Annotated in this window: 19 protein-coding genes; 7 read left to right on the top strand and 12 right to left on the bottom strand. The window is 69.1% G+C overall.

Going from position 1 to position 20,419, the window contains the following annotated elements:
- The first annotated feature begins 3 nt into the window (after positions 1-3).
- From ACV7NL_RS22855 to ACV7NL_RS22845, 3 genes are all read left to right on the top strand, one after another.
- The gene (locus tag ACV7NL_RS22855; RefSeq protein WP_247636081.1) at positions 4-1,035 is read left to right on the top strand and encodes an NAD(P)H-dependent glycerol-3-phosphate dehydrogenase; all 1,032 of its coding nucleotides are present in this window, start codon (positions 4-6) and stop codon (positions 1,033-1,035) included.
- The gene (locus ACV7NL_RS22850; RefSeq protein WP_463356968.1) at positions 1,032-1,511 is read left to right on the top strand and encodes an opioid growth factor receptor-related protein; all 480 of its coding nucleotides are present in this window, start codon (positions 1,032-1,034) and stop codon (positions 1,509-1,511) included. Before ACV7NL_RS22855 ends, ACV7NL_RS22850 begins: the two co-directional genes overlap by 4 nt.
- Before the next feature lie 107 nt (positions 1,512-1,618).
- Positions 1,619-2,035, top strand: a complete 417-nt coding sequence (locus ACV7NL_RS22845; protein ID WP_463356967.1) for an EVE domain-containing protein — start codon at positions 1,619-1,621, stop codon at positions 2,033-2,035.
- A 21-nt stretch (positions 2,036-2,056) separates the two neighbouring features.
- Here the strand turns inward: ACV7NL_RS22845 and ACV7NL_RS22840 are convergent, their stop codons facing one another.
- Both ACV7NL_RS22840 and ACV7NL_RS22835 read right to left on the bottom strand, forming a co-directional pair.
- A complete protein-coding gene (locus ACV7NL_RS22840; RefSeq protein ID WP_056486500.1) occupies positions 2,057-2,716 on the bottom strand; it encodes a response regulator in 660 nt (219 codons plus the stop codon).
- On the bottom strand, positions 2,713-4,197 hold the full coding sequence (locus ACV7NL_RS22835; protein ID WP_463356966.1) for an ATP-binding protein: 1,485 nt from the start codon (positions 4,195-4,197) through the stop codon (positions 2,713-2,715). The genes ACV7NL_RS22840 and ACV7NL_RS22835 overlap by 4 nt, the downstream gene beginning before the upstream one ends.
- A gap of 91 nt (positions 4,198-4,288) precedes the next feature.
- Here ACV7NL_RS22835 and ACV7NL_RS22830 point away from each other — a divergent pair, with 91 nt between their 5' ends.
- On the top strand, positions 4,289-5,197 hold the full coding sequence (locus tag ACV7NL_RS22830; protein WP_463356965.1) for a DUF6925 family protein: 909 nt from the start codon (positions 4,289-4,291) through the stop codon (positions 5,195-5,197).
- Positions 5,198-5,434: 237 nt separating this feature from the next.
- Positions 5,435-6,355 carry a hypothetical protein gene (locus tag ACV7NL_RS22825; protein ID WP_463356964.1) on the top strand — a complete coding sequence of 307 codons (921 nt, stop codon included), beginning with the start codon at positions 5,435-5,437 and terminating at the stop codon, positions 6,353-6,355.
- Positions 6,356-6,540: 185 nt separating this feature from the next.
- Here the strand turns inward: ACV7NL_RS22825 and ACV7NL_RS22820 are convergent, their stop codons facing one another.
- Positions 6,541-8,262 (bottom strand): DEAD/DEAH box helicase, encoded by a 1,722-nt coding sequence (locus ACV7NL_RS22820; protein ID WP_247636085.1) that lies wholly within the window; start codon positions 8,260-8,262, stop codon positions 6,541-6,543.
- A gap of 420 nt (positions 8,263-8,682) precedes the next feature.
- Between ACV7NL_RS22820 and ACV7NL_RS22815 the strand changes: the two genes are divergently transcribed.
- The gene (locus tag ACV7NL_RS22815) at positions 8,683-9,789 is read left to right on the top strand and encodes an NAD(P)/FAD-dependent oxidoreductase (RefSeq protein WP_463356963.1); all 1,107 of its coding nucleotides are present in this window, start codon (positions 8,683-8,685) and stop codon (positions 9,787-9,789) included.
- A 10-nt stretch (positions 9,790-9,799) separates the two neighbouring features.
- On the opposite strand, the gene ACV7NL_RS22810 is transcribed toward ACV7NL_RS22815, so the two are convergent.
- The 4 genes from ACV7NL_RS22810 to ACV7NL_RS22795 form a co-directional block, all read right to left on the bottom strand.
- The gene (locus tag ACV7NL_RS22810; protein WP_463356962.1) at positions 9,800-10,225 is read right to left on the bottom strand and encodes a GFA family protein; all 426 of its coding nucleotides are present in this window, start codon (positions 10,223-10,225) and stop codon (positions 9,800-9,802) included.
- 71 nt (positions 10,226-10,296) lie between these two features.
- Positions 10,297-11,052, bottom strand: a complete 756-nt coding sequence (locus ACV7NL_RS22805) for an FAD-binding oxidoreductase (RefSeq protein ID WP_463356961.1) — start codon at positions 11,050-11,052, stop codon at positions 10,297-10,299.
- Positions 11,012-11,617, bottom strand: a complete 606-nt coding sequence (locus tag ACV7NL_RS22800) for a sulfite oxidase-like oxidoreductase (RefSeq protein ID WP_463356960.1) — start codon at positions 11,615-11,617, stop codon at positions 11,012-11,014. The genes ACV7NL_RS22805 and ACV7NL_RS22800 overlap by 41 nt, the downstream gene beginning before the upstream one ends.
- A 77-nt stretch (positions 11,618-11,694) precedes the next feature.
- Entirely contained in the window at positions 11,695-11,859 is a 165-nt protein-coding gene (locus ACV7NL_RS22795) for a YqaE/Pmp3 family membrane protein (protein ID WP_082487210.1), read from the bottom strand.
- Between the two features lie 229 nt (positions 11,860-12,088).
- Here ACV7NL_RS22795 and ACV7NL_RS22790 point away from each other — a divergent pair, with 229 nt between their 5' ends.
- Positions 12,089-12,826, top strand: a complete 738-nt coding sequence (locus ACV7NL_RS22790; RefSeq protein WP_463357200.1) for a hypothetical protein — start codon at positions 12,089-12,091, stop codon at positions 12,824-12,826.
- A gap of 86 nt (positions 12,827-12,912) precedes the next feature.
- Here the strand turns inward: ACV7NL_RS22790 and ACV7NL_RS22785 are convergent, their stop codons facing one another.
- The 5 genes from ACV7NL_RS22785 to ACV7NL_RS22765 form a co-directional block, all read right to left on the bottom strand.
- Entirely contained in the window at positions 12,913-14,226 is a 1,314-nt protein-coding gene (locus tag ACV7NL_RS22785; RefSeq protein WP_463356959.1) for a DUF4167 domain-containing protein, read from the bottom strand.
- A 391-nt stretch (positions 14,227-14,617) separates the two neighbouring features.
- Complete coding sequence (prmC, locus tag ACV7NL_RS22780) at positions 14,618-15,610, bottom strand: peptide chain release factor N(5)-glutamine methyltransferase (protein ID WP_463356958.1); 993 nt, start codon at positions 15,608-15,610, stop codon at positions 14,618-14,620.
- Between the two features lie 19 nt (positions 15,611-15,629).
- Positions 15,630-16,715: a peptide chain release factor 1 gene (gene prfA, locus ACV7NL_RS22775; protein ID WP_056188570.1), complete on the bottom strand. Its 1,086-nt coding sequence runs from the start codon at positions 16,713-16,715 to the stop codon at positions 15,630-15,632.
- Positions 16,716-16,796: 81 nt separating this feature from the next.
- Complete coding sequence (ptsP, locus tag ACV7NL_RS22770) at positions 16,797-19,061, bottom strand: phosphoenolpyruvate--protein phosphotransferase (RefSeq protein WP_056188567.1); 2,265 nt, start codon at positions 19,059-19,061, stop codon at positions 16,797-16,799.
- Between the two features lie 67 nt (positions 19,062-19,128).
- Positions 19,129-20,364: an aspartate kinase gene (locus ACV7NL_RS22765; protein WP_463356957.1), complete on the bottom strand. Its 1,236-nt coding sequence runs from the start codon at positions 20,362-20,364 to the stop codon at positions 19,129-19,131.
- Positions 20,365-20,419: the final 55 nt, after the last annotated feature.

The following is a 20,419-nucleotide window of genomic DNA, read 5'->3' as shown; positions in this document are numbered from 1 at the left end:
CGCATGAGCGGGCTCGACACGGCGACCCACCGCGACTCCGGCCCCGGCCCTGACGTCGGCGTCGTGGGCGGCGGCGCCTGGGGCACCGCCCTGGCCAACGCGGCGGCGGCGGCGGGCCATTCCGTCACCCTATGGCTGCGCGACGCCGCCATGGCGGCGCGGCTGGAGCAGGCTCGGGAGAACGCGCGCTACCTGCCCGGCGTACCCCTGCACCGGCGCATCGTCGCCACATCCGATGCCGGCGCCCTGGGGGCAGCCCGAACCGTCCTGATGGTCACGCCGGCCCAGACCCTGCGCGGCGTGCTCACCGAACTCGGCGCGGCCTTCGCGCCGGGGGCCGCGATCGTGCTCTGCGCCAAGGGCATCGAGCGCGGCAGCGACGCCTTCATGAGCGAGGTGGCGGTGGAGGTGCTCGGCGTCTCGGCGCCGGTGGCGGTGCTGTCCGGCCCGAGCTTCGCCGCCGATGTCGCCCGCAACCTGCCCACGGCCGTGACCCTGGCGGCCTCGGATTCGCGCTTGGCGGCCCGCCTGGCCGGCACGCTCTCGGGGCCGACGCTGCGGGTCTATCACACCGACGACGTGCGCGGCGTCGAGATCGGCGGGGCGGGCAAGAACGTGCTCGCCATCGCCTCCGGCATCGTCGCCGGGCGCGGTCTCGGCGACAGTGCCCGCGCCGCCCTCATCGCCCGGGCCTTCGCCGAACTCATGCGCTTCGCCCGCGCCTATGGCGGCCGGCCCGAGACCCTGATGGGCCTGTCCGGCCTCGGCGATCTGGTCCTGACCGCCTCGTCGCCGCAATCGCGCAACTTCGCCTTCGGCGAGCGCCTCGGCGCCGGCGCCTCGCCCGAGTCGGCCTCCGGCGGCAAGCTCGCCGAGGGCGCCTTCACCGCCGCCGCCCTGGTCGATCTCGCCCGTAAGCGCAGCATCGAGATGCCCGTGGCCGAAGCCGTGGCGGCCATCGTTTCCGGCGGGGCCAGCGTGGACGGCGTCATCGCCGCCCTGCTGGCGCGGCCTTTGCGGGGAGAAGCCGAATGAGCCAGTACCCGATCCTGGCCTTCCTGGCCGGCACCGGCCGGGATGACCCCGGCAGAGACGGTGCCGGACGCACCCTGCGCGACATCCTGGCCTTCGACGACGCCCATATCGAGGGCGTGCACGATTACATCCAGTGGTGCTTCCCCCTGCACGAGGCGAGCCTGGCGGTGCCCGGCGCGCCGGTGCTGAGCCGGGCCGAGGCGGAGGCGATCCGAAACGATCCGGCGGCCCTGTCGGGTCTGCGCGCCGCCCTCGGGCGGATGACGCGGTTCTATGCCGAGACGGAGGGCTGGCTGCGCAGCAACGACCACAACCATCTGCGCATCACCCGCATTCTCTCGGCGGTGTCCGACCTTCTCGGTCCTGAGGCGGCGGCCGAGTTCCACGCCTTCGTCAACGCCCGCAACGTCGGGGCCGGCGCGCCGGTCAACGGGCCGAGCCTGCGCTACTGGGACAACGCCCTGCGCCGGGCCTGACGGCCACGTTGAGAAAAGCGCCGGGCCTGACGGCCACGCTGGTAAAGCGGGCGGGCCTGACGGCCACGCTTGTCTCGTGTATGGAGCCGGCGTCTCCGGAGAAGCGCATGGCCTATTGGCTCTACAAGTCCGAGCCCTCGACCTGGTCCTGGGATCAGCAGGTCGCGGCGGGGGCCACCGGCACCCACTGGAACGGCGTGCGCAACCACGTCGCCAAGAAACACCTGATGACCATGGAGGTCGGCGAGCGCGGCTTCTTCTACCACTCGAACGAGGGCAAGGCGGTGGTCGGCATCGTGGAGGTGATCCGGCCCTATTACCCGGATGATTCCGACGAGACCGGCCGGTTCGGCATGGTCGACCTGCGCGCCGTCGAGGCCCTGCCACGAGCCGTGACTCTGGAGGCGATCAAGGCCGAGCCGCGGCTCGCCGCCATGGTGCTCGCCAACAATTCGCGCCTCTCGGTCCAGCCCGTCACCGAGGCGGAATGGGCGATCGTCCGGGAGATGGGCGGCCTCGGCTGAGCGTCCGGGGGGACGCGGCCTTCAGCCCTGGCGCTGCGCCTGCGTCACCGCCACGTGGATCAGCTCCGCCAGCGTGCGCAGACCGAGCTTCTGGCGCATCAGCGAGCAGGCGTTGGTGATGGTCTTGTAGCTCACCGACAGGTCGCTCGCGATGGCGCCGTACGACTTGCCCTGGGCGAGGCGTTGCAGAATCTGCAATTCGCGTGGCGTCAGCTGGGTCTCGGGCGTGCGCTTCGGGTCGGTGCGCAGCATCGCCACTTCGGTGGCGAGGCGCGGGTCGAGGTAGGGCCGTCCGGATCGGACCCGCTGGAACGCCTCGAACAGCTCGCCCGAGGCGTGGTCCTTCAGCACGTAGCCGAGGGCGCCGGCTTCGAGCGCACGCGAGACGATCACCGGATCGTTGTGCATGCTGAAAACGAGGATGCGGACCGCCCGGTTGGCGTTGCGCATCCGCCGGATTAGTTCGAGCCCGGCAAGGCCGCTGCCCTGGAACGTCAGGTCACAGATCACCGTGGTGGGACGCAGGCGCAGGAAGCTGCGATAGGCCGCGACCACGCTGGTGGCCTCGATGATCCGTTCGATCCCCGCATCCTCGAGCACCCGGCGGCAGCCCTGGAGCACGATCGGGTGATCGTCGATGACGAGGGTCGGCGCCTCGGCGGTGGTGGCGATCGCGTTCATGCGCTGGGAATCGGACTCGGGTCGACGTCCCGCTCATCATCGAGCGGAATCATGATCCGCACAACTGCGCCGGGCTGGTCATTGTCAAGCCTGAACGTGCCCCCGAGGGCTTCCACCCGCTCCCGCATCCCCGAAAGACCGAGGCCGAGGCTGTGGTCGGCCGGGATGCCGGTGCCGTCGTCATGCACCGTCAGGCGCAGGACCCGGCCGACCGGCGCCGCCTCGTCGCGAACCTGCACGGTGACGTTCCGGGCCCCGCCGTGCCGCACGGCGTTGGTCATGCTCTCCTGCATGCAGCGGAATACGGTCAGGTCGGTCACGTCGCCGTAGCCGCGCGCCAGGCCCTCGAAGGTTCCGGCAAACCGAGTCCCGGTGTGGCGGCGCCGGAAATCGCGCAGCAGCAGATCGAGGCACTCGGTCAGCGGCACCTGCCCGAGGGCGTGCGGCCGCAGCCGGTTGAGCAGTTCGCGGTTCCGGGTCTGGACCTGACCGACGATGCTGGCGATGTCCTGGGCGCGCTGCTTCAGCCGCCCCCGGTCCGGTGGGGCCTCGGCCTCGGCCATGCGGACCACGGAGGCGGCGGTCGCCTCCAGGGCGAAGAGACAGGGGCCGAACTCGTCATGCAGTTCCAGCGCGGTGCGGCGGCGCTCGTCGTCCTGCGCCGACAGCAGCTGGCGGTTGAGCCGCCCGTTGGCGGCCCGGGTCTCCGCCAGCGCCTGGGCCACCCGGTTGAACCGGGTGGCGATGGCGGCGAGTTCGCGCGAGGCCGGCGGCTCCATCCGCACGGTGTAATCCTGCTGTTCGAGCTGGATCAGCCCCTCGGCGAGGTCGGTCAGCGGCGCCAGCACGCGGCCGAAGGCGACCGTGAGGGCGGCGAGCAACCCCAGGCTGAGGCACAGGCTGGCGAGCGACAGAGAGAGCGCATAGACCCAGACCTCGTCGATCTCGTCGTGCGGCTGGGTGGTGATGCGCGCGGTGCCGATGCGCTGACCCTGGGCCACGATCGGCAGGTCGTGCTCGCGAATCGCCGGGGCGATCAAGGCGGCGAACCAGGCCGGCGCCGCGTGCTGTTCGTGCCGGACCCGGCCGAGGCCGCCGGTGACGACCTTGCCGGCGGCGTCGAGCACCGTGACCCGGACGTGGCGCAGGTCGTGGATGCGCAGGTTCAGGGTCTGGAGGATGCCGGCCGGCGGCCCCGCCTGAGCGAGATCGATGGTATCCGACACCAGAAGCTCGACATTCGTCATCGCGGCCTGCATCTCGACCTCGACGGCGGAGCGGGCGTTGACGACGATCACCGCGCAGGACACCAGGGCGGCCAGGACATCGATCGCCAGCACCAGCACGATCATCCGGGTCCGTGTCGGCCAGGAGGCCCAGAACGGACGGCGGCCCTCATCCGCCGACGCTGCGGGCGAGGCGGCGTTGCGGTGGGTCAGGCCCCATCGGGACCGGGGCGCGGAGGCGGCGTCGTGAGGCATGGAAACCGGGGTTCGACCGTCGGACGGGTGGCGCGGAGCCGCCCCGCCCTGTGTAGCCGACCCGGAGCGCGATGGCATGGGGCCGATGCCGATGTCTGAACGGCCAGATCTTGACGGGGTCGCCGAACTCGTCACGGGCGCGCTGGCCGATCCCACGGCGACCTGGACCCTGGGCGGGTTCGGGGCGCTGGCCCGCTTCAGCCGCACCGGCGACGAAGCCGCGACCCCGCTTGCATCCGGACGCCTCGGCCTCGTCACCCCGCGGGGCGGCATCGCCCTCGACCCGGCCGGAGCGATCCCGGTCGCCTACGAGACGGCCTTCGCCGGGGCCTGGAGCCATGCCGTCGCCTTGTGCCGGCCGGCGACGCTCCATCCCCGGCCGGGGCCCCGCCCGATCGCCGAGGCGGGTCGCGACCCGAATGCACTCCGGCCCGAAAATCTTGGGGACAACTGGTTCGACCTCGGCCTCGACCTCCCCCAGGGGCGACTCCGCCTGCGCTCGGCCGATCCGGATGCGCTCAGAATCCTCCGCGCGGCGGTCGGCCGAAACCTTCGTGACGATCCCGAATTCTGGCGTGACCTCGACGCGATCCCGATGGTCGACCACGTGGTGATTACGCCCCTCGGCCGCATCGAAATCTTCGGCGGGTCGGCCAGCGCGTCCGACGGACCGCGCGTCTTTCTCGTGCCGAAGATGCTCGCCCTCGGGCGAACGCACCCCGCCACGGCCACGATCCCGGCCGGCCTGCTGCCGGTCGCTCTCCTGGTGCCGCCCCATCCCTGCGCCTCGCCGAAGCGGGCCTTCGATCCCGCTCGCCACGCGGCCTTCCAGGCGATCCTGGCCCGCTGGGGCGCGCCCGATCTCGTCGCCCTGAAAGCGCGGCTCGCCGCCGGCGAGGCTCCGGCGACCGGAACCACCAATCGCATCACCCGGAACATCGCCCGGGTGGTACGGCTCCAGGCCGAGGCGATGACGATTCGGCACGGGACCAAATTCTGATCTGAGAAGTTCTGGGTCGATACGCGTCGTTAAACCTCTTCAGGTTATTCAGATTCGCTACGTGTCCCGTCCTATCCTCTGCAAGGCGGAGGCTCAGGACATCTTCATGCCCCATTGCGCGGTCTTCTTCGTTGCACGCCGGTGCCGTTCGTCTGCGGTCGCCGCGCGGATCGCGTCGCGTGATCGACCGGCCACGGTCAACACCTATGTTCCCCAGCGTGCGAGATGTCTGAGACCATGATGTCCGTGACGATCGACCCTTCCGAGACGCGGCGCCCCGCGAGTCCGGCGCCACGCCAATCCCACGTGAACCTCCGCCTCGTGCTTCTGTCGAGCCTCGGCATCCTCGGCTTGGCGGGTTTCGGGGTGCTGGCCTTCACCACCCTCGGCGATCTCGCCGGCCCCCAATTCACCCGCCCGTCGCTGGCGAAGATCTCCGCCGCTTCGCCGGTGACCAAGCACTCCGCGTCCGAATGGCCGGACCTGCGCGACGGCGTTCCGGCACTGGCCCCGTCCCAGCCAAAAGCCGCCGCACCGGCCCCGACCCTCGCCGTCGCGGCGCCCGCGAAGGTCGAGCGTCTTCCGGCCGCAGCAACGCCTCCCGTGGTTCAGGCCGCCGTCAAGCCGCCGGAGCCGCCGTCCTTGCCGGCCTTGGCGCCCGTGGTTCAGGCCGTCGAGGTCAAGATCCCCGAGAAGCGGTTGGAAGTCGCCGCCACACAGAAGCCGGTCCGTCTACCGTCGATCGAGAACGCTGCGGTGCTGCCGCCGGCTCGTCCGGCCTCGCTGATTCCAGCGACGCGCACGGCCGCGATCATCGCGCCGCTTTCCACGGAGACGACCCGGTCACGGGCGACGAACGGCATCTTCACCGCGCTTCCGCCCGAGCGTGAGACAACCCCGCGCAAGCCCGTCGCCACCGCGGCCGCACCGCATGCCAAGCCTGCCGCTGCCAAGCCCGCCGCCGCCAAGCCCGCCGATGCTAAGATGGCGTCGGCCGCCGCGCCTGAGACGATGCCTGCCAGTGCAGCCGCCGAGGACCCGGAGCAGACGGAACTCTTCGGCCTGAAGGTGCCGTCCCTGGCCCCGGCCGGACGAAAAATCGCCGAAGGCGTCGAAGCGCTCGGGAACGCCGTGAAGAGCCTGCCCGATCACTTCTAAGGGCGATCGCCCGGATCTTGCTCTCACCGGGCGACTGATCTGGTCCCGGTCAGGACCGATGAGAACCCCGATCGAGTCAGCCGCCAAGCACCCACAGGGCGCCCATTTCGTATCGTACGAAGCCCTCGGCCCGGCATGCCTGATCGTCACCGGCAGGAGGCGCCCAATGGGCGCCTCCTGCCGGTTCAGCGAGGCGCGCGGCTGGTCCGCGGCTTCTTGGCGATCTCGCGCTCGTGGCGGGCGCCGCGCGGGCTCTTGAAGGACTTCGTCGCCTTCTCCTCGCGATCGGGCTCGCCGCCTTCGAGCAGCGGCTCCACCTGAATCTCGGGCGAACCGTTCTTGGCGAAGGTCTGTGCGAAGCGCGAGGCGGCACCGCCCCGGACCTCGAACTTGGTCTCACGGTCGAAAATCCGGATCGCTCCGATTTCCTGGCGGCCGATATTGCCGCGCCGGGTCAGCATCGGCAGGAGCCGGCGCGGATCGGCATTGTCGCGGCGGCCGAGATTGAGCCGGAACCAGACCGATGGTCCCTCGGCATCGATTCGCGCCGTATCGGCGGGATCGTAGACGGGCCGAGTCTTGCGCTCGGGGCCGGCGCCCGGATCGGTGACATCCTCGGGGGCCGGCAGGCGCGAGCGATAGATCCGCGCCAGGGCGGCGGCGAGCTCCTGAGGCGTACGCTGGCCCATCAGGGTCTCGGCCATCGCCAGATCTTCCTCGGCCGGAGCCTCGGTAAAGATCGGATCCTGCCACATGCGTTCGCCGTCGAGCCGGCGGATCTCGTCGGCGGTGGGCGGACCGGCCCACTCGAACGAGACCTTGGCGATCATCAGCATCTGCTCGGCCCGGCGCCGCTTCGAGGCCGGGATCAGCAGGAGGCTGGTGCCCTTGCGGCCGGCACGCCCGGTGCGACCCGAGCGGTGCTGCAGCACCTCCGCATCGTGCGGCAGGTCGGCATGGATCACCAGGCTGACGGTGGGGAGATCGATGCCGCGCGCGGCGACGTCGGTCGCCACGCACACCTTGGCTCGGCCGTCGCGCAGGGCCTGAAGAGCGGCGTTGCGCTCGCCCTGGCCGAGTTCGCCCGAGAGCGCCACGGCTGAAAAGCCGCGTTCGGTGAGCACCGCCTGGAGATGGCGCACCGCGTTGCGCGTGTTGCAGAAGATGATCGCGGTCGGCGCATCCATGAAGCGCAGGGTGTTGACCACCACATGCTCCAGCTCGCGCGGCACGACGCGGATGGCCTTGTAAGTGATGTCCGAGTGACCGCGCTCCTGACCCTTCACGGCAATGCGCAGGGCGTCGTTCTGGTAGCGCTCGGCGAGCGTCGCGATGGCTTTCGGCAGGGTCGCGGAGAACAGCAGCGTGCGCCGCTCCTTCGGGGTCACCGACAGGATAAATTCGAGGTCGTCGCGAAAGCCGAGGTCGAGCATCTCGTCGGCCTCGTCGAGGACCACGGCGCGCAGATCCTGGGTCGCGAGGTTGCGCCGCTCCAGGTGGTCGCGCAGGCGCCCCGGGGTGCCGACGACGATGTGGGCGCCGTCGTTGAGCTGGCGGCTCTCGCGACGCGGGTCCATGCCGCCGACGCAGGAGATGACGCGGGCGCCGGTCTCGGCATAGAGCCAGCTGAGTTCGCGCTCGACCTGAATGGCGAGCTCGCGGGTCGGCGCGATGACCAGGGCAAGGGGAGCACCGGCCGGGCCGAAGCGCTCGGCCCCGTCAAGCAGAGTCTCGGCGAAAGCGAGGCCGTATGCCACGGTCTTGCCGGAGCCGGTCTGGGCCGAGACGAGAAGGTCTCGGCCCTGGGCTGCCGCCTCGATGACGGCGCTCTGCACGGGCGTCGGGTCTTCGTAGTCGCGCGCGGTCAGCGCTCGGGCGAGCGGGGCCGGCAGGGTGGGGAAGGGCACTGTGACGGAAGCCTTAGGGGGCAAGCAGGCGAAACACGCGCCAGGGAGGGCTCGCGACAGGGCGCGATCGTCTCCGAGCCGACGGGATTCCGACCTCGAACGGTTACGGATGGTTCGCCTTGTAGCGGGAACTGGGTCGCAGCGCCATGACCGTGCGTGCATGCCCGATGCTGGCTCCGCGCGCGTCGGCGCCCGAGCAGTCGCGCGCCTCCGTGCTCAGGCAGTTGCCCGGTGATCATCGATCGCGATGACCCGAGGGTAAATGGCCCGAGGGTATCTTGTGCGGAGCGGATCGATCGGGCACCTGAGAGCCTGTACGGACGATGGGTCGAGGGCCAGCGTTCCGCACTCTGTCCCTGGCGTCGACATCGTTCTGGTGGACGTCTTCCCCGTCGATCTTCGCTTCATCGGCTGGCCGTGATGGAAATCCTTGTCGTCGGTGCCGGTATCGTAGGACTGGCCGTGGCCCGGGCTCTGGCGATCCGCGGCCATGCCGTGGTCGTGGCCGAGTCCGAGGCGTCGATCGGCACTGGCATCTCGGCCCGGAATTCCGAGGTGATCCACGGTGGGATGTACTATCCTCCCGGCTCGCTGCGGGCGCGCCACTGCGTGGCCGGGGCGGCGATGCTCATGGCCTTCTGCGATAGTCACGGCGTGCCCTATCGGCGTTGCGGCAAGCTCATCGTCGCCACCGACGAGTCGGAGCGAGCGGCCATCGCCACGATCCGCGACCGCGGTGATGCCAACGGCGTTCCCGGTCTGGCACTGATCGACGGCGCCGAAGCCCGCGTCCTCGAACCGAATCTCGCCTGCGTCGCCGCCCTGCACGCGCCGGGCACCGGCATCGTCGACAGCCATGCCCTGATGCTGGCCCTGCAGGGTGACCTGGAGGATGCCGGCGGGGCCGTCGCCTTCAGCAGCCCTGTGACTCGAATTCTCCGGATTCCCGAAGGCTGGCGTGTGACCGTCGCCGGCGAGGATCTGGTGTTCGACGCGGTGATCAACGCGGCCGGACTTGGCGCCCAGGCACTTGCCCAGCGGATCGAGGGCTATCCCAAGGTGCAGATCCCCCGTCAGGTTCTGGCGAAGGGCAGCTATTTCGGCTGCACCGGGCGACCGGCCTTCTCGCGCCTGATCTACCCGGCGCCCGTCGAGGGCGGCCTCGGCATCCACCTGACGCTCGATTTGGCCGGGCGCATGCGCTTCGGCCCCGACGTGGAATGGGTCGACCGCCTCGATTATGGGGTCGATCCCGCCCGCGCCGAGGCGTTCGCGCAGGCGATCCGACGCTACTGGCCGGGTCTTCCCGATGGGGTGCTGACGCCGGATTACGCGGGCATCCGCCCCAAACTGACCGGACCCGGTGAGCCGGCCGCCGATTTCCGTATCGACGGCCCGGCCGAGCACGGATTTCGCGGCCTGGTCCATCTCTTCGGCATCGAAAGTCCGGGCCTGACCTCAAGCCTCTCCCTCGCGGAGGACGTGGCCGACCGTCTCCTCAGGGCCGAAAGCCGCGATCTCGTCTAAGGACTGGTGGCTAAGCCTCCGGGACGAAACGGAGCGTTCCGGCGCGGCGAGTCGTTCCGCCGGTGTCGCTCGGATGGTTCACGCCGTCGAAGACCGGCATTTCGGGAAAGTCGAATGGGCTGACTCCGTCGAGGCAGGCCACGTTGACGCCGTACTGGTGCGGGTTCGATCGGCGTTGATGATGCGTATAGATCCCGCAGCGTGAGCAGAAGAAGTGCTGCGCTGCGCCGGTGTTGAACCGATAGCGCGTCAGCAGGTCCGCCCCTTGCAAGATCTCGACGCCGCCGCCCTCAGCCGAGACCACCGCGGCCCCGCGCATCCGACAATACGAGCAGGTGCAGCGCCGGATTGTGTCAAAGCCGTCGCTCAGCGTCGCCGCGAAGCGGACGCCTCCGCAATGACATTGCCCGAAAAATCGATCCGAACCATCCGGCATGTTGATTCGATCCTCGACCGCCGGACGCGATCTACACCCGCTCTCGGCTGTCGGACAAGACCATCACGAGGTCAGCTACCGAAGCGCTCGGTCCGGATCAGGGGCGGGTCCACCCCCGCATCGACGAGCAGGTCCGCCGTCCTCCCCACAAAGGCATTGCCGCCGCAGATGTAGACGTGACCGGGCTGTCCCAGCCGCTGGAGCGCTTCGCCGATCATGTTAGCATCGACGCGCCGGCCGCCGGCGCGAGTCAGGGTCAGCATCAGCGCGAAATGCGGTTCGTCCCGGGCACGTACGACCAACTCCTCGGCCGCGATCGCCTCAGCCGCGTCGCGCACCGAGTAAAGCAAAAGGGCCGGGACCTCGGGAACCGCCGCCGCACGGTGGCGCAGCATTGCCAGCAGCGGCACCACGCCGGAACCGCCGCCGACCAGAAGGAGCGGTCCGCCATCCTCCGGCCGCCAGACGAAGGCGCCGCCGATCGGCCCGCGCAGTTCGATCGTGTCGCCGACCTCCGCCACCGTCTCGAAGAAACCCGAGACCTCGCCCTCGGGCAGCCCCTCGATCATCAACTCGATGGTGCCGTCCGGGCTCGGCGCCGAGGCGATCGAGTAGCTGCGCTGGGCTTGATAGCCATCCGGAGCGGTCAGGCGTACGTCCACATGCTGCCCGGCCAGCACCGGCCGATCAAAGGCGACCTGGAGGCGATAGCTCTTCACGCGCCCGGTGACGGGCCGGATGGCCGTGAGGGTCGCGGACTGCCAGGGGAGGGGGCGCGCGGTCGGCTCAATCACCGGTAAAGCGCTGCTCGCGCCAGGGATCGCCATACATGTGATAGCCGCGCAACTCCCAGAAGCCGCCCTCGTCGCGCTGGGTGAAGCGCAGGCCCTTCACCCACTTGGCGCTCTTCCAAAAATACAGGTGCGGAACCAGCAGACGCGCCGGGCCGCCGTGGTCAGCTGGGATTGGCGCCCCGTCGTAATGGGTCGCGACCATACCTTTGCCTCCGACGAGGTCCCCCACCGGAACGTTGGTGGTGTAGTCGTCGTAGCCCTCGGCGAGCAGGAAGGCGGTCGGCGCGGCGATGCCCGCATCGGCCAGGATGTCATCGAAGCTGACGCCTTCCCAGGCCGTGTCGAACTTCGACCACTTCGTCACGCAGTGAATGTCGCCGCTCCAGCGTGTGCGCGGAAGGGCGGCGAACGCCTCCCAGGTCCAGGATTTCAGCGGGCGCGAACCCTCGCGCAGGGTGAAGGACCACGTGTCGAGATCGAGACGGGGATTTGGTCCGATCTGCAGGACCGGAAAATCCTCCGTGAGGTACTGCCCCGGAGGTAGGCGCTCCCGAGTCGCCTCCGGGGGTTTTCGCCCGGTGAAGCCGCGTGTGCTCATCCTGACCTCCCCTCCATCATTCCGCACGACTTGGGTACCAGCCCGGCGCTCAACCCTGGCGGACGGATACCATCGGCTCAGCGATCGCGCAGCACCAGCCACAGGGCATGGATGGTGCCGGGCAGGACGCCCATCAGCGTGAGCAGAATGTTGAGCAGAAACTGCAGGCCGATACCGGTGGTCATGAGGACCGCGATGGGCGGCAGGAAGATTGCGAGAATGATGCGGACGAGGTTCGACACGGTCGCTCCGAGAACAATGCGGTCGCAGGATCGCGGCCGCGACGGCCCAACCGCAACACGATCGCGGCGGACAGGTTCCCGCTGCGCTGGAACGACGGCTGGTTTTCTGCCGCAACGAGTACAGATTGCCGCAGTGAATCGTCTCCGTTGCTGATGTTCGGCCGGCTCTTCGCTATGCCGTGTGAAAACGCGGGCGATCCGCGTGCCGATCGCTTGGCTCGAGATCCCCGTGCTGGTCGAACTGTTTCATCTGCTCGTGACCCCCGTTCCCCTGCGCCTTCGGCGGCTGGGATACCTGCGGGAGAGCGTGCTGCTGCTGTCGCGCGGCCGGCGCTGCCACGCTGCCTGGGCGCCCCATCTTGCGGCGTCCCGGGCCGCGATCCTGGACGCCTGCGCGGGCCTAGATCAGACCCGCATCGCTGTCGTTCTCGGGTCGGGGCTGCTCCAGGACGTGCCGATCGCGGATCTGGCCCGCCGCTTTCGTGAGGTCCACCTTGTCGATGCGGTGCATCTGTGGCCGGCGCGCCGCTTGGTCCGACCTTATCCCAACGTCCGGTTGATCACTGCCGACCTGAACGCCGAGCCGGGCCGGGTCGATCCGCTGCCGGCGCTCTGCGGTGGCGCCGAGGTCGACTTCGTGGTGTCCGCCAACCTCCTGTCGCAACTGCCGATCCTGCCGCTCGACCGACCCGGCCTGTTGCCGCCCGATCTCGGCGGTCGCATCGTCCGGGCGCATCTCGAAGGCCTCGGGCGGTTGCGGGCACGCGTCTGCCTCCTCACCGACATCGAGCAGCTCGAGGAGGACCGGACCGGCCGGATTACCGACCAGATCGATCTTCTGCACGAGGTGCGCCTCGATCCTCCCGACCGGGACTGGATCTGGGAGATCGCGCCCTTTGGCGAGGCCGCGCGCCATCACCGCCTGCGCCATCGGGTTCAGGCCTTCCTGAATTGGCGCACCGCCTGACACGGCGTGCCAGCCCAAACGCAAGAAGCCGCCCGATCGGGGCGGCTTCCTGTGAGGTCTGTCGAAGGTCGCGCGACGCGCGGGTTTTATTCGGTGACGGACGACGGATCGTCACCGCCGACGCCGCCCTCGGGGGCTTCAGAGCCCTCGAAGCGGGCGCGGCGGCGCCGGCGCGGCTTCGGGGTCGCGGGCGTCCCCTCGTCGGAACCGCCGGGGCCGGTACCAGTGTTCTGGGATTCTGCCGAGGCTGCCGGTTCGGCCGTCCGCTCGACGGCCGGAACGGGACGCGGCGGCGTCATCAGGAAAGCCGGCAGGGCGGCGACGTCCTCGGGATTACCGACCGGTTCACGCTCCTCGCGACGCCGGCTGCGACGCGGTGCGGCATCGTTCGTCCGGCTCGCCCGAGGCGTCTCCTCGCGGCTCGAACTCGGCCGAGCCGCGTCCTGGCCACCGAACTCCGATCGGTTGGCGTCCTGACGCGGGGCCTCGTTCACCGGCTGATCGGTTCGCCCGTTTTCGTAGCGAGGCGTTTCGGACCGGACCGGGGCAGGGCGGTTGAAATCCTGGCGCGGCTGATCCTGCCGGCCCGCATCCTGGCGCCCGTAATCCTGACGCGGATTGTCTTGGCGCGCACCGTCCTGGCGGTTCTGATCCGGCCGGAAATCCTGTCGGTTGGAATCCTGTCGGTTGCCGTCCTGACGACCGAAATCGTCACGTCGGTTGTCCTGCCGGTTGGAGTCCTGCCGGTTGTCCTGTCGATTGTTGTAGTCCGGCCGGTTGCCATCGCGCGGGTTGTCGAAGCGCTGGGGGCGGTCGCCTCGATTGGCGAAGCGGTCGCGGCGGTTCTGCCGGTTGTTGTCCGAGCCGGAATCCTGCCGGTTGGAATCCTGTCGATTCGAATCCTGGCGGTTCGCGTCTTGCCGGTTGGAATCCTGCCGGTTGGAATCCTGTCGATTGTAATCCTGGCGGTAATTCTCAGCCCGCGTCTCCTGTCGCGCCTCCGGCCGGCCCTCGTAGGCCTGCGGCTGAGGCTGCTGACCCGGATCGCCGTATTCCTCGTTGTAGGAATTGGCACCGTAGCTGGAGGCAGCGTAGCCCTGCGGGGCGGCCTGACCCTCGTCGTCTCCCTCGTCGCCGTCGTCGTCGAAGCCGCGAGCGTAACCGCCCACCTGTTGACGGGTCTGTTCCTGAGCGCCCGAGATGATCCGGAAATAGTGTTCGCCGTGCTGGAAGTAGTTCTCTGCCGCCACCGGGTCGCCACTGGCCTGCGCGTCGCGGGCCAACTGGGCGTACTTGTCTGCGATATGCTGGGCAGTACCGCGAATCTTGACGTCGGGGCCGTTCGATTCGTAGGAACGCGTAAGCGGATTGGGACCTTTGGGGCGGTTGCGACCGCGCATCCGTCTATTCTGGTTTGGTCTCATCGGTCTCGATTGACCCTCGTTCGTCTCGGAGCGTCTGATGATGCGGCGGGTTCTGGGCGGTCACGACACCGCCTGAGGCAGGCTCGTCGCTGGCGCCGCGTGATCCGGGTCCGATGTGTCCGTGATCGCTTTCGCCGTGCTTTGCCGTCTCTGTCCGTTGACCAAGGCCCGCTCTGAGCGTCCAGGCGTCCTTCGGTTTTCAGGCACGAAGTTGACCAAGCTCCAGCGCGTCGTCCCGCGCGCACCAGCCTGATCGTGGGGAGATCTTCTAAGGGTGTCGCAGACCGAAGCCACAACCCGCCTTACCTCAGTCCATTTTGATGGACCGTTCGCGATCTGCCGGCGAGACTAGCCGTTCGCCGAGAGGTCAACAAGCGTTTTTTGTCCTCTCGCCGGGTGAGACCTCAGTTTTTCCGATTTTCACACCCTCCCGGCCGGTTCTGACCGTCTCGTCAGGGGTGAAGGTCACCACCCGGGCATGTCCAGCGAGGTCGTGAGTGATCCGCCCAATCCCGAGCCCGGCCTCGCGACCGAGAGTGGCCACCGCGTCCGCCTGGTCGTAGCCGACCTCGAAAACAAGTGCGCCGCCGGCAGCGAGCCCGGCCGGGCCGTCCGTGAGCGCCGCGATGATCGACCGGTAGGCATCGAGCCCGTCCGCCCCCCCGTCAAGCGCCACAGCCGGATCATGCTCACGCACCTCGACGTCGAGGTCCGGGATCGTCGCGCTCGGGATGTAGGGCGGGTTGGAGACGACGAGGTCGAAGGAGCCCGCGAGGGCTGCTGTCCAATCCGCCACCACGAAGGTGGCGCGGGCACCGACGCCGTGCGCCTGCGCATTCGCGCGGGCCTGAAGCAGAGTCGCCTTCGAACGATCGACGCCGATGGCGGTGCTGTTGGGAAGCTCGTTGAGCAACGCCACGAGAATGCAGCCGGAGCCGGTGCCGAGATCGAGGAGACGCAACGGCGTGCGGCGGTCGGGATGCAGCACCAGGGCCGTTTCCACCAGGGTCTCGGTGTCGGCGCGGGGAACCAGTGTCTCGGGGGCGAGCCCGAAGGACAGGCCCCAGAACTCCCAGGCGCCGACGATCCGGGCCACCGGCTCGCCCCCGAGCCGGCGATCCAGAGCAGCCGAGAGTTTGGCCGCATCGTCCGTTCCCAGGGGAGTCCGGCCCCTGAGGACGAGATCGGTCGAGGTCAGGCGCAGCACGTCGAGCAGGAGAAATCGGGCGTCGCTCGCCGCGATGCGTTGAGCGGCGAGCCGGTCGGTCATCACCCGCAGGGCCTCGGTCCGGCTCATGGCCGGATCGAACGGAGGCGCCTCGGCGTCGCCGACCCGTTCCGGCGCGGCCCCGTCCGTCATCGGTCCGAAGCAACGATCATCAGGCCATACCCTCGGCCGCCAGCAACTCGGCCTGATGCTCGGTGACGAGGGCGTCCACCAGTTCATCCAGGGCCTCGCCGGCCAGAACTTCCTCCAGCTTGTAGAGGGTCAGGTTGATGCGGTGGTCGGTGACCCGGGCCTGGGGGAAATTGTAGGTGCGGATGCGCTCCGAGCGGTCGCCCGAGCCGACCTGCGACTTGCGGTCGGCGGCGCGAGCGCTGTCCTTGGCGGTCCGCTCGGCGTCGTAGAGCTTCGCGCGTAGCAGCGACATCGCGCGGGCCCGGTTCTTGTGCTGGGAGCGCTCCTCCTGGACGAAAATCACGATCCCGCTCGGAAGATGCGTGATGCGGATGGCCGATTCCGTTTTGTTGACGTGCTGGCCACCGGCACCCTGCGACCGCATCGTATCGATCTTCAGATCCGCATCGTTGACGACGATGTCGACCTCCTCCGCCTCGGGCAGAACGGCCACGGTGGCGGCGGAGGTGTGGATGCGCCCCTGCGCTTCGGTGTCCGGCACCCGCTGGACCCGGTGGGCGCCGCTTTCGAACTTCAGGCGGGCGAACACGCCCTTGCCCTTCACCTCGGCGATGACCTCGCGATAGCCGCCGACGGTGCCCTCGCTCTCCGAGATGACCTCGACCTTCCAGCCCTTGGCGTCGGCATACTTGCCGTACATCCGGAACAGGTCACCGGCGAACAGGGCCGCCTCGTCCCCGCCGGTGCCGGCCCGGATTTCCAGGATGGCGCTTTTCTCATCGGCGGAATCCTTCGGCAGCAGGATCAGCTGCAATGCCCGGTAGGCGGTTTCCAACCCGGCCTCGGCCTCCGGCTTCTCGTCGGCGGCGAGCGCCCGCATCTCGGAATCGCCGCCGGGCTCGTCGATCAGCGCCTGGATGTCGGCCAGATTCTGCGCGGCGGCGCGATAGGCGTGGATCGCCGCGACGACGCCCTCCAGTTCGGACAACTCGCGTGACAATTGCACGAAGGTGTCGGAATCCGCCGAGCCGGCGCTCAGCGTGGCCGTCACGATGTCGTGGCGCGTCAGGATCGCGTCGAGGCGTTCTGCAGGAATAGGGGTCATCGCCCGTCGAAAACTCTCACCAGGAACAAGGGCTCGTCGGACCGGAAGCCAGATCGACGACGGGGTCGCGGCACGACCCAGTTAGATAGGAACCCCGTGCGCCTTCGCGAAGGCCGCCAGGGCTGGCCGCAGGGTGGCACCGTCGCCGGCCCGGGCCAGTTCGGTGTGGATCAGGTCGGAGACCGCGTTCACGTCGAGCCCCAGCACCATGGCCTTGACCGGGCCGATGGCGGCCGGAGACATCGAGAGGTGTCGGAAGCCGAGGCCGATCAGCGCCATGGCTTCCAGCGGGCGACCGCCGATCTCTCCGCACACGGTGGCCGGGCAGCCGGCCGCGGCCGCCCGCTCGGCGATGATCCGGAAGGCCCGCATGGCCGGAACGCTCAGGGTGTCGAAGCGGTCCGCGACGCGCCGGTTCTCGCGGTCGACCGCGAACAGGAACTGCATCAGGTCGTTGGATCCGACAGACAGGAAGTCCGCTGCCTTGGCGATCTCGTCGATCTGGAACAGCAGCGAGGGCACCTCCACCATCACGCCGAGCTTGCAGTCGCTCGGCAGGGCGTGGCCGTGGCGGCGCAGATGCGCCTTCTCGCGCTCGACGATGGCCTTGGCGCGGGTGAACTCGTCCACCGTTGCCACCATGGGAAACATGATCTTCAGCGGTCGGCCGCCCGAAGCCTTGAGCAGGGCGCGCAACTGAACCCGCAGCAGGGCCGGGCGGTCGAGCCCGATGCGAATCGCACGCCAGCCCAGGGCCGGATTCTCCTCCTCGAGAGCCGGCATGTAGGGCAGGATCTTGTCGCCGCCAATATCGAGGGTGCGAATGGTCACCGGAAGGTCACCGGTCGCGGCGAATACGGCCTCGTACAGCGTCTGCTGCTCGGCCGCCGACGGCATGCGTTGGGCCACCATGAACTGCAGCTCGGTGCGGAACAGGCCGATGCCGTCCGCGCCGGTCTCGTGCAGATGGGTCAGGTCGATCAGCAGGCCGGCATTGAGCTGCAGGCCGATCTTGGTGCCGTCGAGGGTGACGGCGGGCACGTCGCGCAGCGCCCGGTATTGTTCCTGCCGGCGGGCGCGCAGGCGCACCATCTCGGCATAGGCCGCCTCGATCTCGGGCCCCGGCCGGACCTGGATCTCGCCGGTGGCGCCGTCGACGATGATCGCGTCGCCAGCATCGCACAGGGCCGTGGCGTTGGCGATCTCACCGACCGCCGGAATGCCGAGCGCCCGGGCCACGATGGCGATGTGGCTGGTCGGGCCGCCTTCCTCCAGCACGACGCCCCGCAGGGCCGTGCGGTCGTAGTCGAGCAGGGCTGCCGGCCCCATCGAGCGGGCGACCAGGATCGCGTTCTCGGGCAGCACGCGCTGCGCCCCGTTGCCCTCGGCACCGATCAGGGTGCGCAACAGGCGGTTGGCGAGGTCGTCGAGGTCGTGCAGCCGGTCGCGCAGGTACGGGTCGCTCTGGCGCATCATCCGGGCGCGGTTATCCGACTGGACGCGCTCGACAGCGGCCTCGGCCGTGAGTCCGGAATGCACGGCCTCGCGCATCCGGCGCAGCCAGCCCTTGTCGTGCGCGAACATGCGCACCGTCTCCAGCACCTCGCGCGATTCCCCCGTGCCGATGCTGTCGCCGCGTTCGACCAGATCGTCGATGGCCGACCGGACCTCGCCGATGGCAAGCTCCAGCCGCTCGACCTCGCGCTCGACATTCTCGGCGATGAGCTTCTTGATGACGATGCGTGGCTCATGCAGCACCACGTGCCCGAGGCCGATGCCATCGGCGAGCGCCACGCCGCGCTGGCTCACCGGCCGGCGCGCCGCCGAGCCCGCGCCCGGCGCCAGGGCCTGAAGCTCGCCCGAGGCGATCATCTCCGACAGCACCATGGCGGTGGTCTGGAGCGCTTCGATCTCCTCCTCGGAATAGACCCGGTAGGTCTTGTTCTGAACGACGAGGACGCCGAGCGTGTTGCCGGCGCGCAGGAGCGGCACGCCGAGGAAGGCGTGATAGGCCTCCTCACCCGTTTCCGGTCGATACGAGAAGGCCGGGTGCGACTGCGCGTCGGAGAGCGACAGCGGCTCGGCCGTCTTGGCGATGAGGCCGACGAGGCCCTCGTCCGCCCGCATCCGGGTCAGGTGGACCGCTTCGCGGTTCAGGCCCTCGGTGGCAAACAGTTCGAGGATATTGTCATCGCTGAGCACATAGACCGAGCACACCTCGGCGATCACGTTGGCGGCGATCAGCGTGACGATGCGGTCGAGGCGAGCCTGTGGACTGACCGGCTCCGCCATCGCTTCGCGGAGGCGGCGCAGAAGCAGGCGCGGGCCTCCGGGCGCAGCGGGCATGGTCTCCTCGATCCGGCTTCGGCCGCGGGCTCCGGTCCGCGCGCAGGCGTGCGCGCGCTCCGGCTCGTCAGGCCTGGTCGAGGCCGTATAGCGAGTGGAGCGTGCGAACGGCAAGCTCCGTATAGGCGGCATCGATGAGGACGGAGAACTTGATCTCCGATGTGGTGATGGCCCGGATGTTGATGCCTTTTTCGGCCAGCGCCCGGAAAGCCTTGGCGGCGACGCCCGCGTGGCTGCGCATTCCGACGCCGATGGCCGAGACCTTCACCACGTCGGTGGCCCCCTCGATCTGGGCGAAGGCGATCACACCGCTCTGCGCGTCGAGGATCTTGCGGGCGCGATCGTAGTCGGCCGAGGGGACCGTGAAGGTCATGTCGGTGGTCGACTGATCGCCCGACACGGTCTGGATGATCATGTCGACGTTGATGTTGGCGTCCGCCAGGGGGCCGAAGATGGCGGCGGCGATGCCGGGGCTGTCCTTCACGCGACGAAGCGTGATCTGCGCCTCGTCCCGGGAGAAGGCGATCCCGGTGATGATCTGCTGTTCCACGATGTCGTCCTCGTCGCAGATGAGGGTGCCGGGCCGGGCATTGTCCGGCGGATCGAAGGAGGAGCGCACCGTGGTCGGCACGCGATGGACCATGGCGAGTTCGACGGAGCGAACCTGCAGGACCTTGGCGCCGAGCGACGCCATCTCGAGCATTTCCTCGAAGGTCACGCGCTCCATGCGCTTTGCCTTCTGCACCACGCGCGGATCGGTGGTGTAGACGCCGTCGACGTCGGTATAGATGTCGCAGCGCTCGGCCCCGATGGCGGCCGCGATGGCGACAGCGCTGGTATCGGAGCCGCCGCGCCCCAGGGTGGTGACCCGGCCGGTGGCCTCGTTCATGCCCTGGAAGCCGGCGATGACCGCGACTTCGCCGCGCTGGAAACCGGCATCGAGGCGCGCGCCGTCGATGCCCTCGATGCGGGCCGAGCCGTGCGCGTCCGAAGTCAAGATCGGGATCTGCCAGCCCTGCCACGAGCGGGCCTGGATACCGATCTTCTGGAGAGCGATGGCCAGGAGCCCGGCGGTGACGAGTTCGCCCGAGGCCACCACGGCGTCGTACTCGGCCTCGTCGTAGATCGAATTGGCGTCCTTAACCCAGGCGACAAGCTCGTTGGTCTTGCCCGACATCGCCGAGACCACGACGGCGACTTCGTAACCGGCTGCGACCTCGCGCGCCACGTGGGCGGCCACGTTGCGGATGCGCTCGACATTGGCGACGGACGTGCCGCCGAACTTCATCACCAGACGGGGCATGTTCTCACCAGATGGAGCCTGTCGCGTGCGCGACGCGTCGCAAGAGCCAGGGGTA

Source organism: Methylobacterium sp. Ger2507 (genome assembly GCF_055231875.1).
Note: the sequence above shows the minus strand (reverse complement) of the source record. Positions and strands in the feature narration are given on the sequence as shown.

Excerpts from the sequence above, each read along its gene's own strand:
- ACV7NL_RS22855 (WP_247636081.1), top strand. The coding sequence starts at position 4 with ATGAGCGGGCTCGACACGGCGACCCACCGCGACTCCGGCCCCGGCCCT.
- ACV7NL_RS22850 (WP_463356968.1), top strand. The coding sequence starts at position 1,032 with ATGAGCCAGTACCCGATCCTGGCCTTCCTGGCCGGCACCGGCCGGGAT.
- ACV7NL_RS22845 (WP_463356967.1), top strand. The coding sequence starts at position 1,619 with ATGGCCTATTGGCTCTACAAGTCCGAGCCCTCGACCTGGTCCTGGGAT.
- ACV7NL_RS22840 (WP_056486500.1), bottom strand. The coding sequence starts at position 2,716 with ATGAACGCGATCGCCACCACCGCCGAGGCGCCGACCCTCGTCATCGAC.
- ACV7NL_RS22835 (WP_463356966.1), bottom strand. The coding sequence starts at position 4,197 with ATGCCTCACGACGCCGCCTCCGCGCCCCGGTCCCGATGGGGCCTGACC.
- ACV7NL_RS22830 (WP_463356965.1), top strand. The coding sequence starts at position 4,289 with ATGTCTGAACGGCCAGATCTTGACGGGGTCGCCGAACTCGTCACGGGC.
- ACV7NL_RS22825 (WP_463356964.1), top strand. The coding sequence starts at position 5,435 with ATGATGTCCGTGACGATCGACCCTTCCGAGACGCGGCGCCCCGCGAGT.
- ACV7NL_RS22815 (WP_463356963.1), top strand. The coding sequence starts at position 8,683 with ATGGAAATCCTTGTCGTCGGTGCCGGTATCGTAGGACTGGCCGTGGCC.
- ACV7NL_RS22810 (WP_463356962.1), bottom strand. The coding sequence starts at position 10,225 with ATGCCGGATGGTTCGGATCGATTTTTCGGGCAATGTCATTGCGGAGGC.
- ACV7NL_RS22805 (WP_463356961.1), bottom strand. The coding sequence starts at position 11,052 with ATGGCGATCCCTGGCGCGAGCAGCGCTTTACCGGTGATTGAGCCGACC.
- ACV7NL_RS22800 (WP_463356960.1), bottom strand. The coding sequence starts at position 11,617 with ATGAGCACACGCGGCTTCACCGGGCGAAAACCCCCGGAGGCGACTCGG.
- ACV7NL_RS22785 (WP_463356959.1), bottom strand. The coding sequence starts at position 14,226 with ATGCGCGGTCGCAACCGCCCCAAAGGTCCCAATCCGCTTACGCGTTCC.
- prmC (WP_463356958.1), bottom strand. The coding sequence starts at position 15,610 with ATGACGGACGGGGCCGCGCCGGAACGGGTCGGCGACGCCGAGGCGCCT.
- prfA (WP_056188570.1), bottom strand. The coding sequence starts at position 16,715 with ATGACCCCTATTCCTGCAGAACGCCTCGACGCGATCCTGACGCGCCAC.
- ptsP (WP_056188567.1), bottom strand. The coding sequence starts at position 19,061 with ATGCCCGCTGCGCCCGGAGGCCCGCGCCTGCTTCTGCGCCGCCTCCGC.
- ACV7NL_RS22765 (WP_463356957.1), bottom strand. The coding sequence starts at position 20,364 with ATGCCCCGTCTGGTGATGAAGTTCGGCGGCACGTCCGTCGCCAATGTC.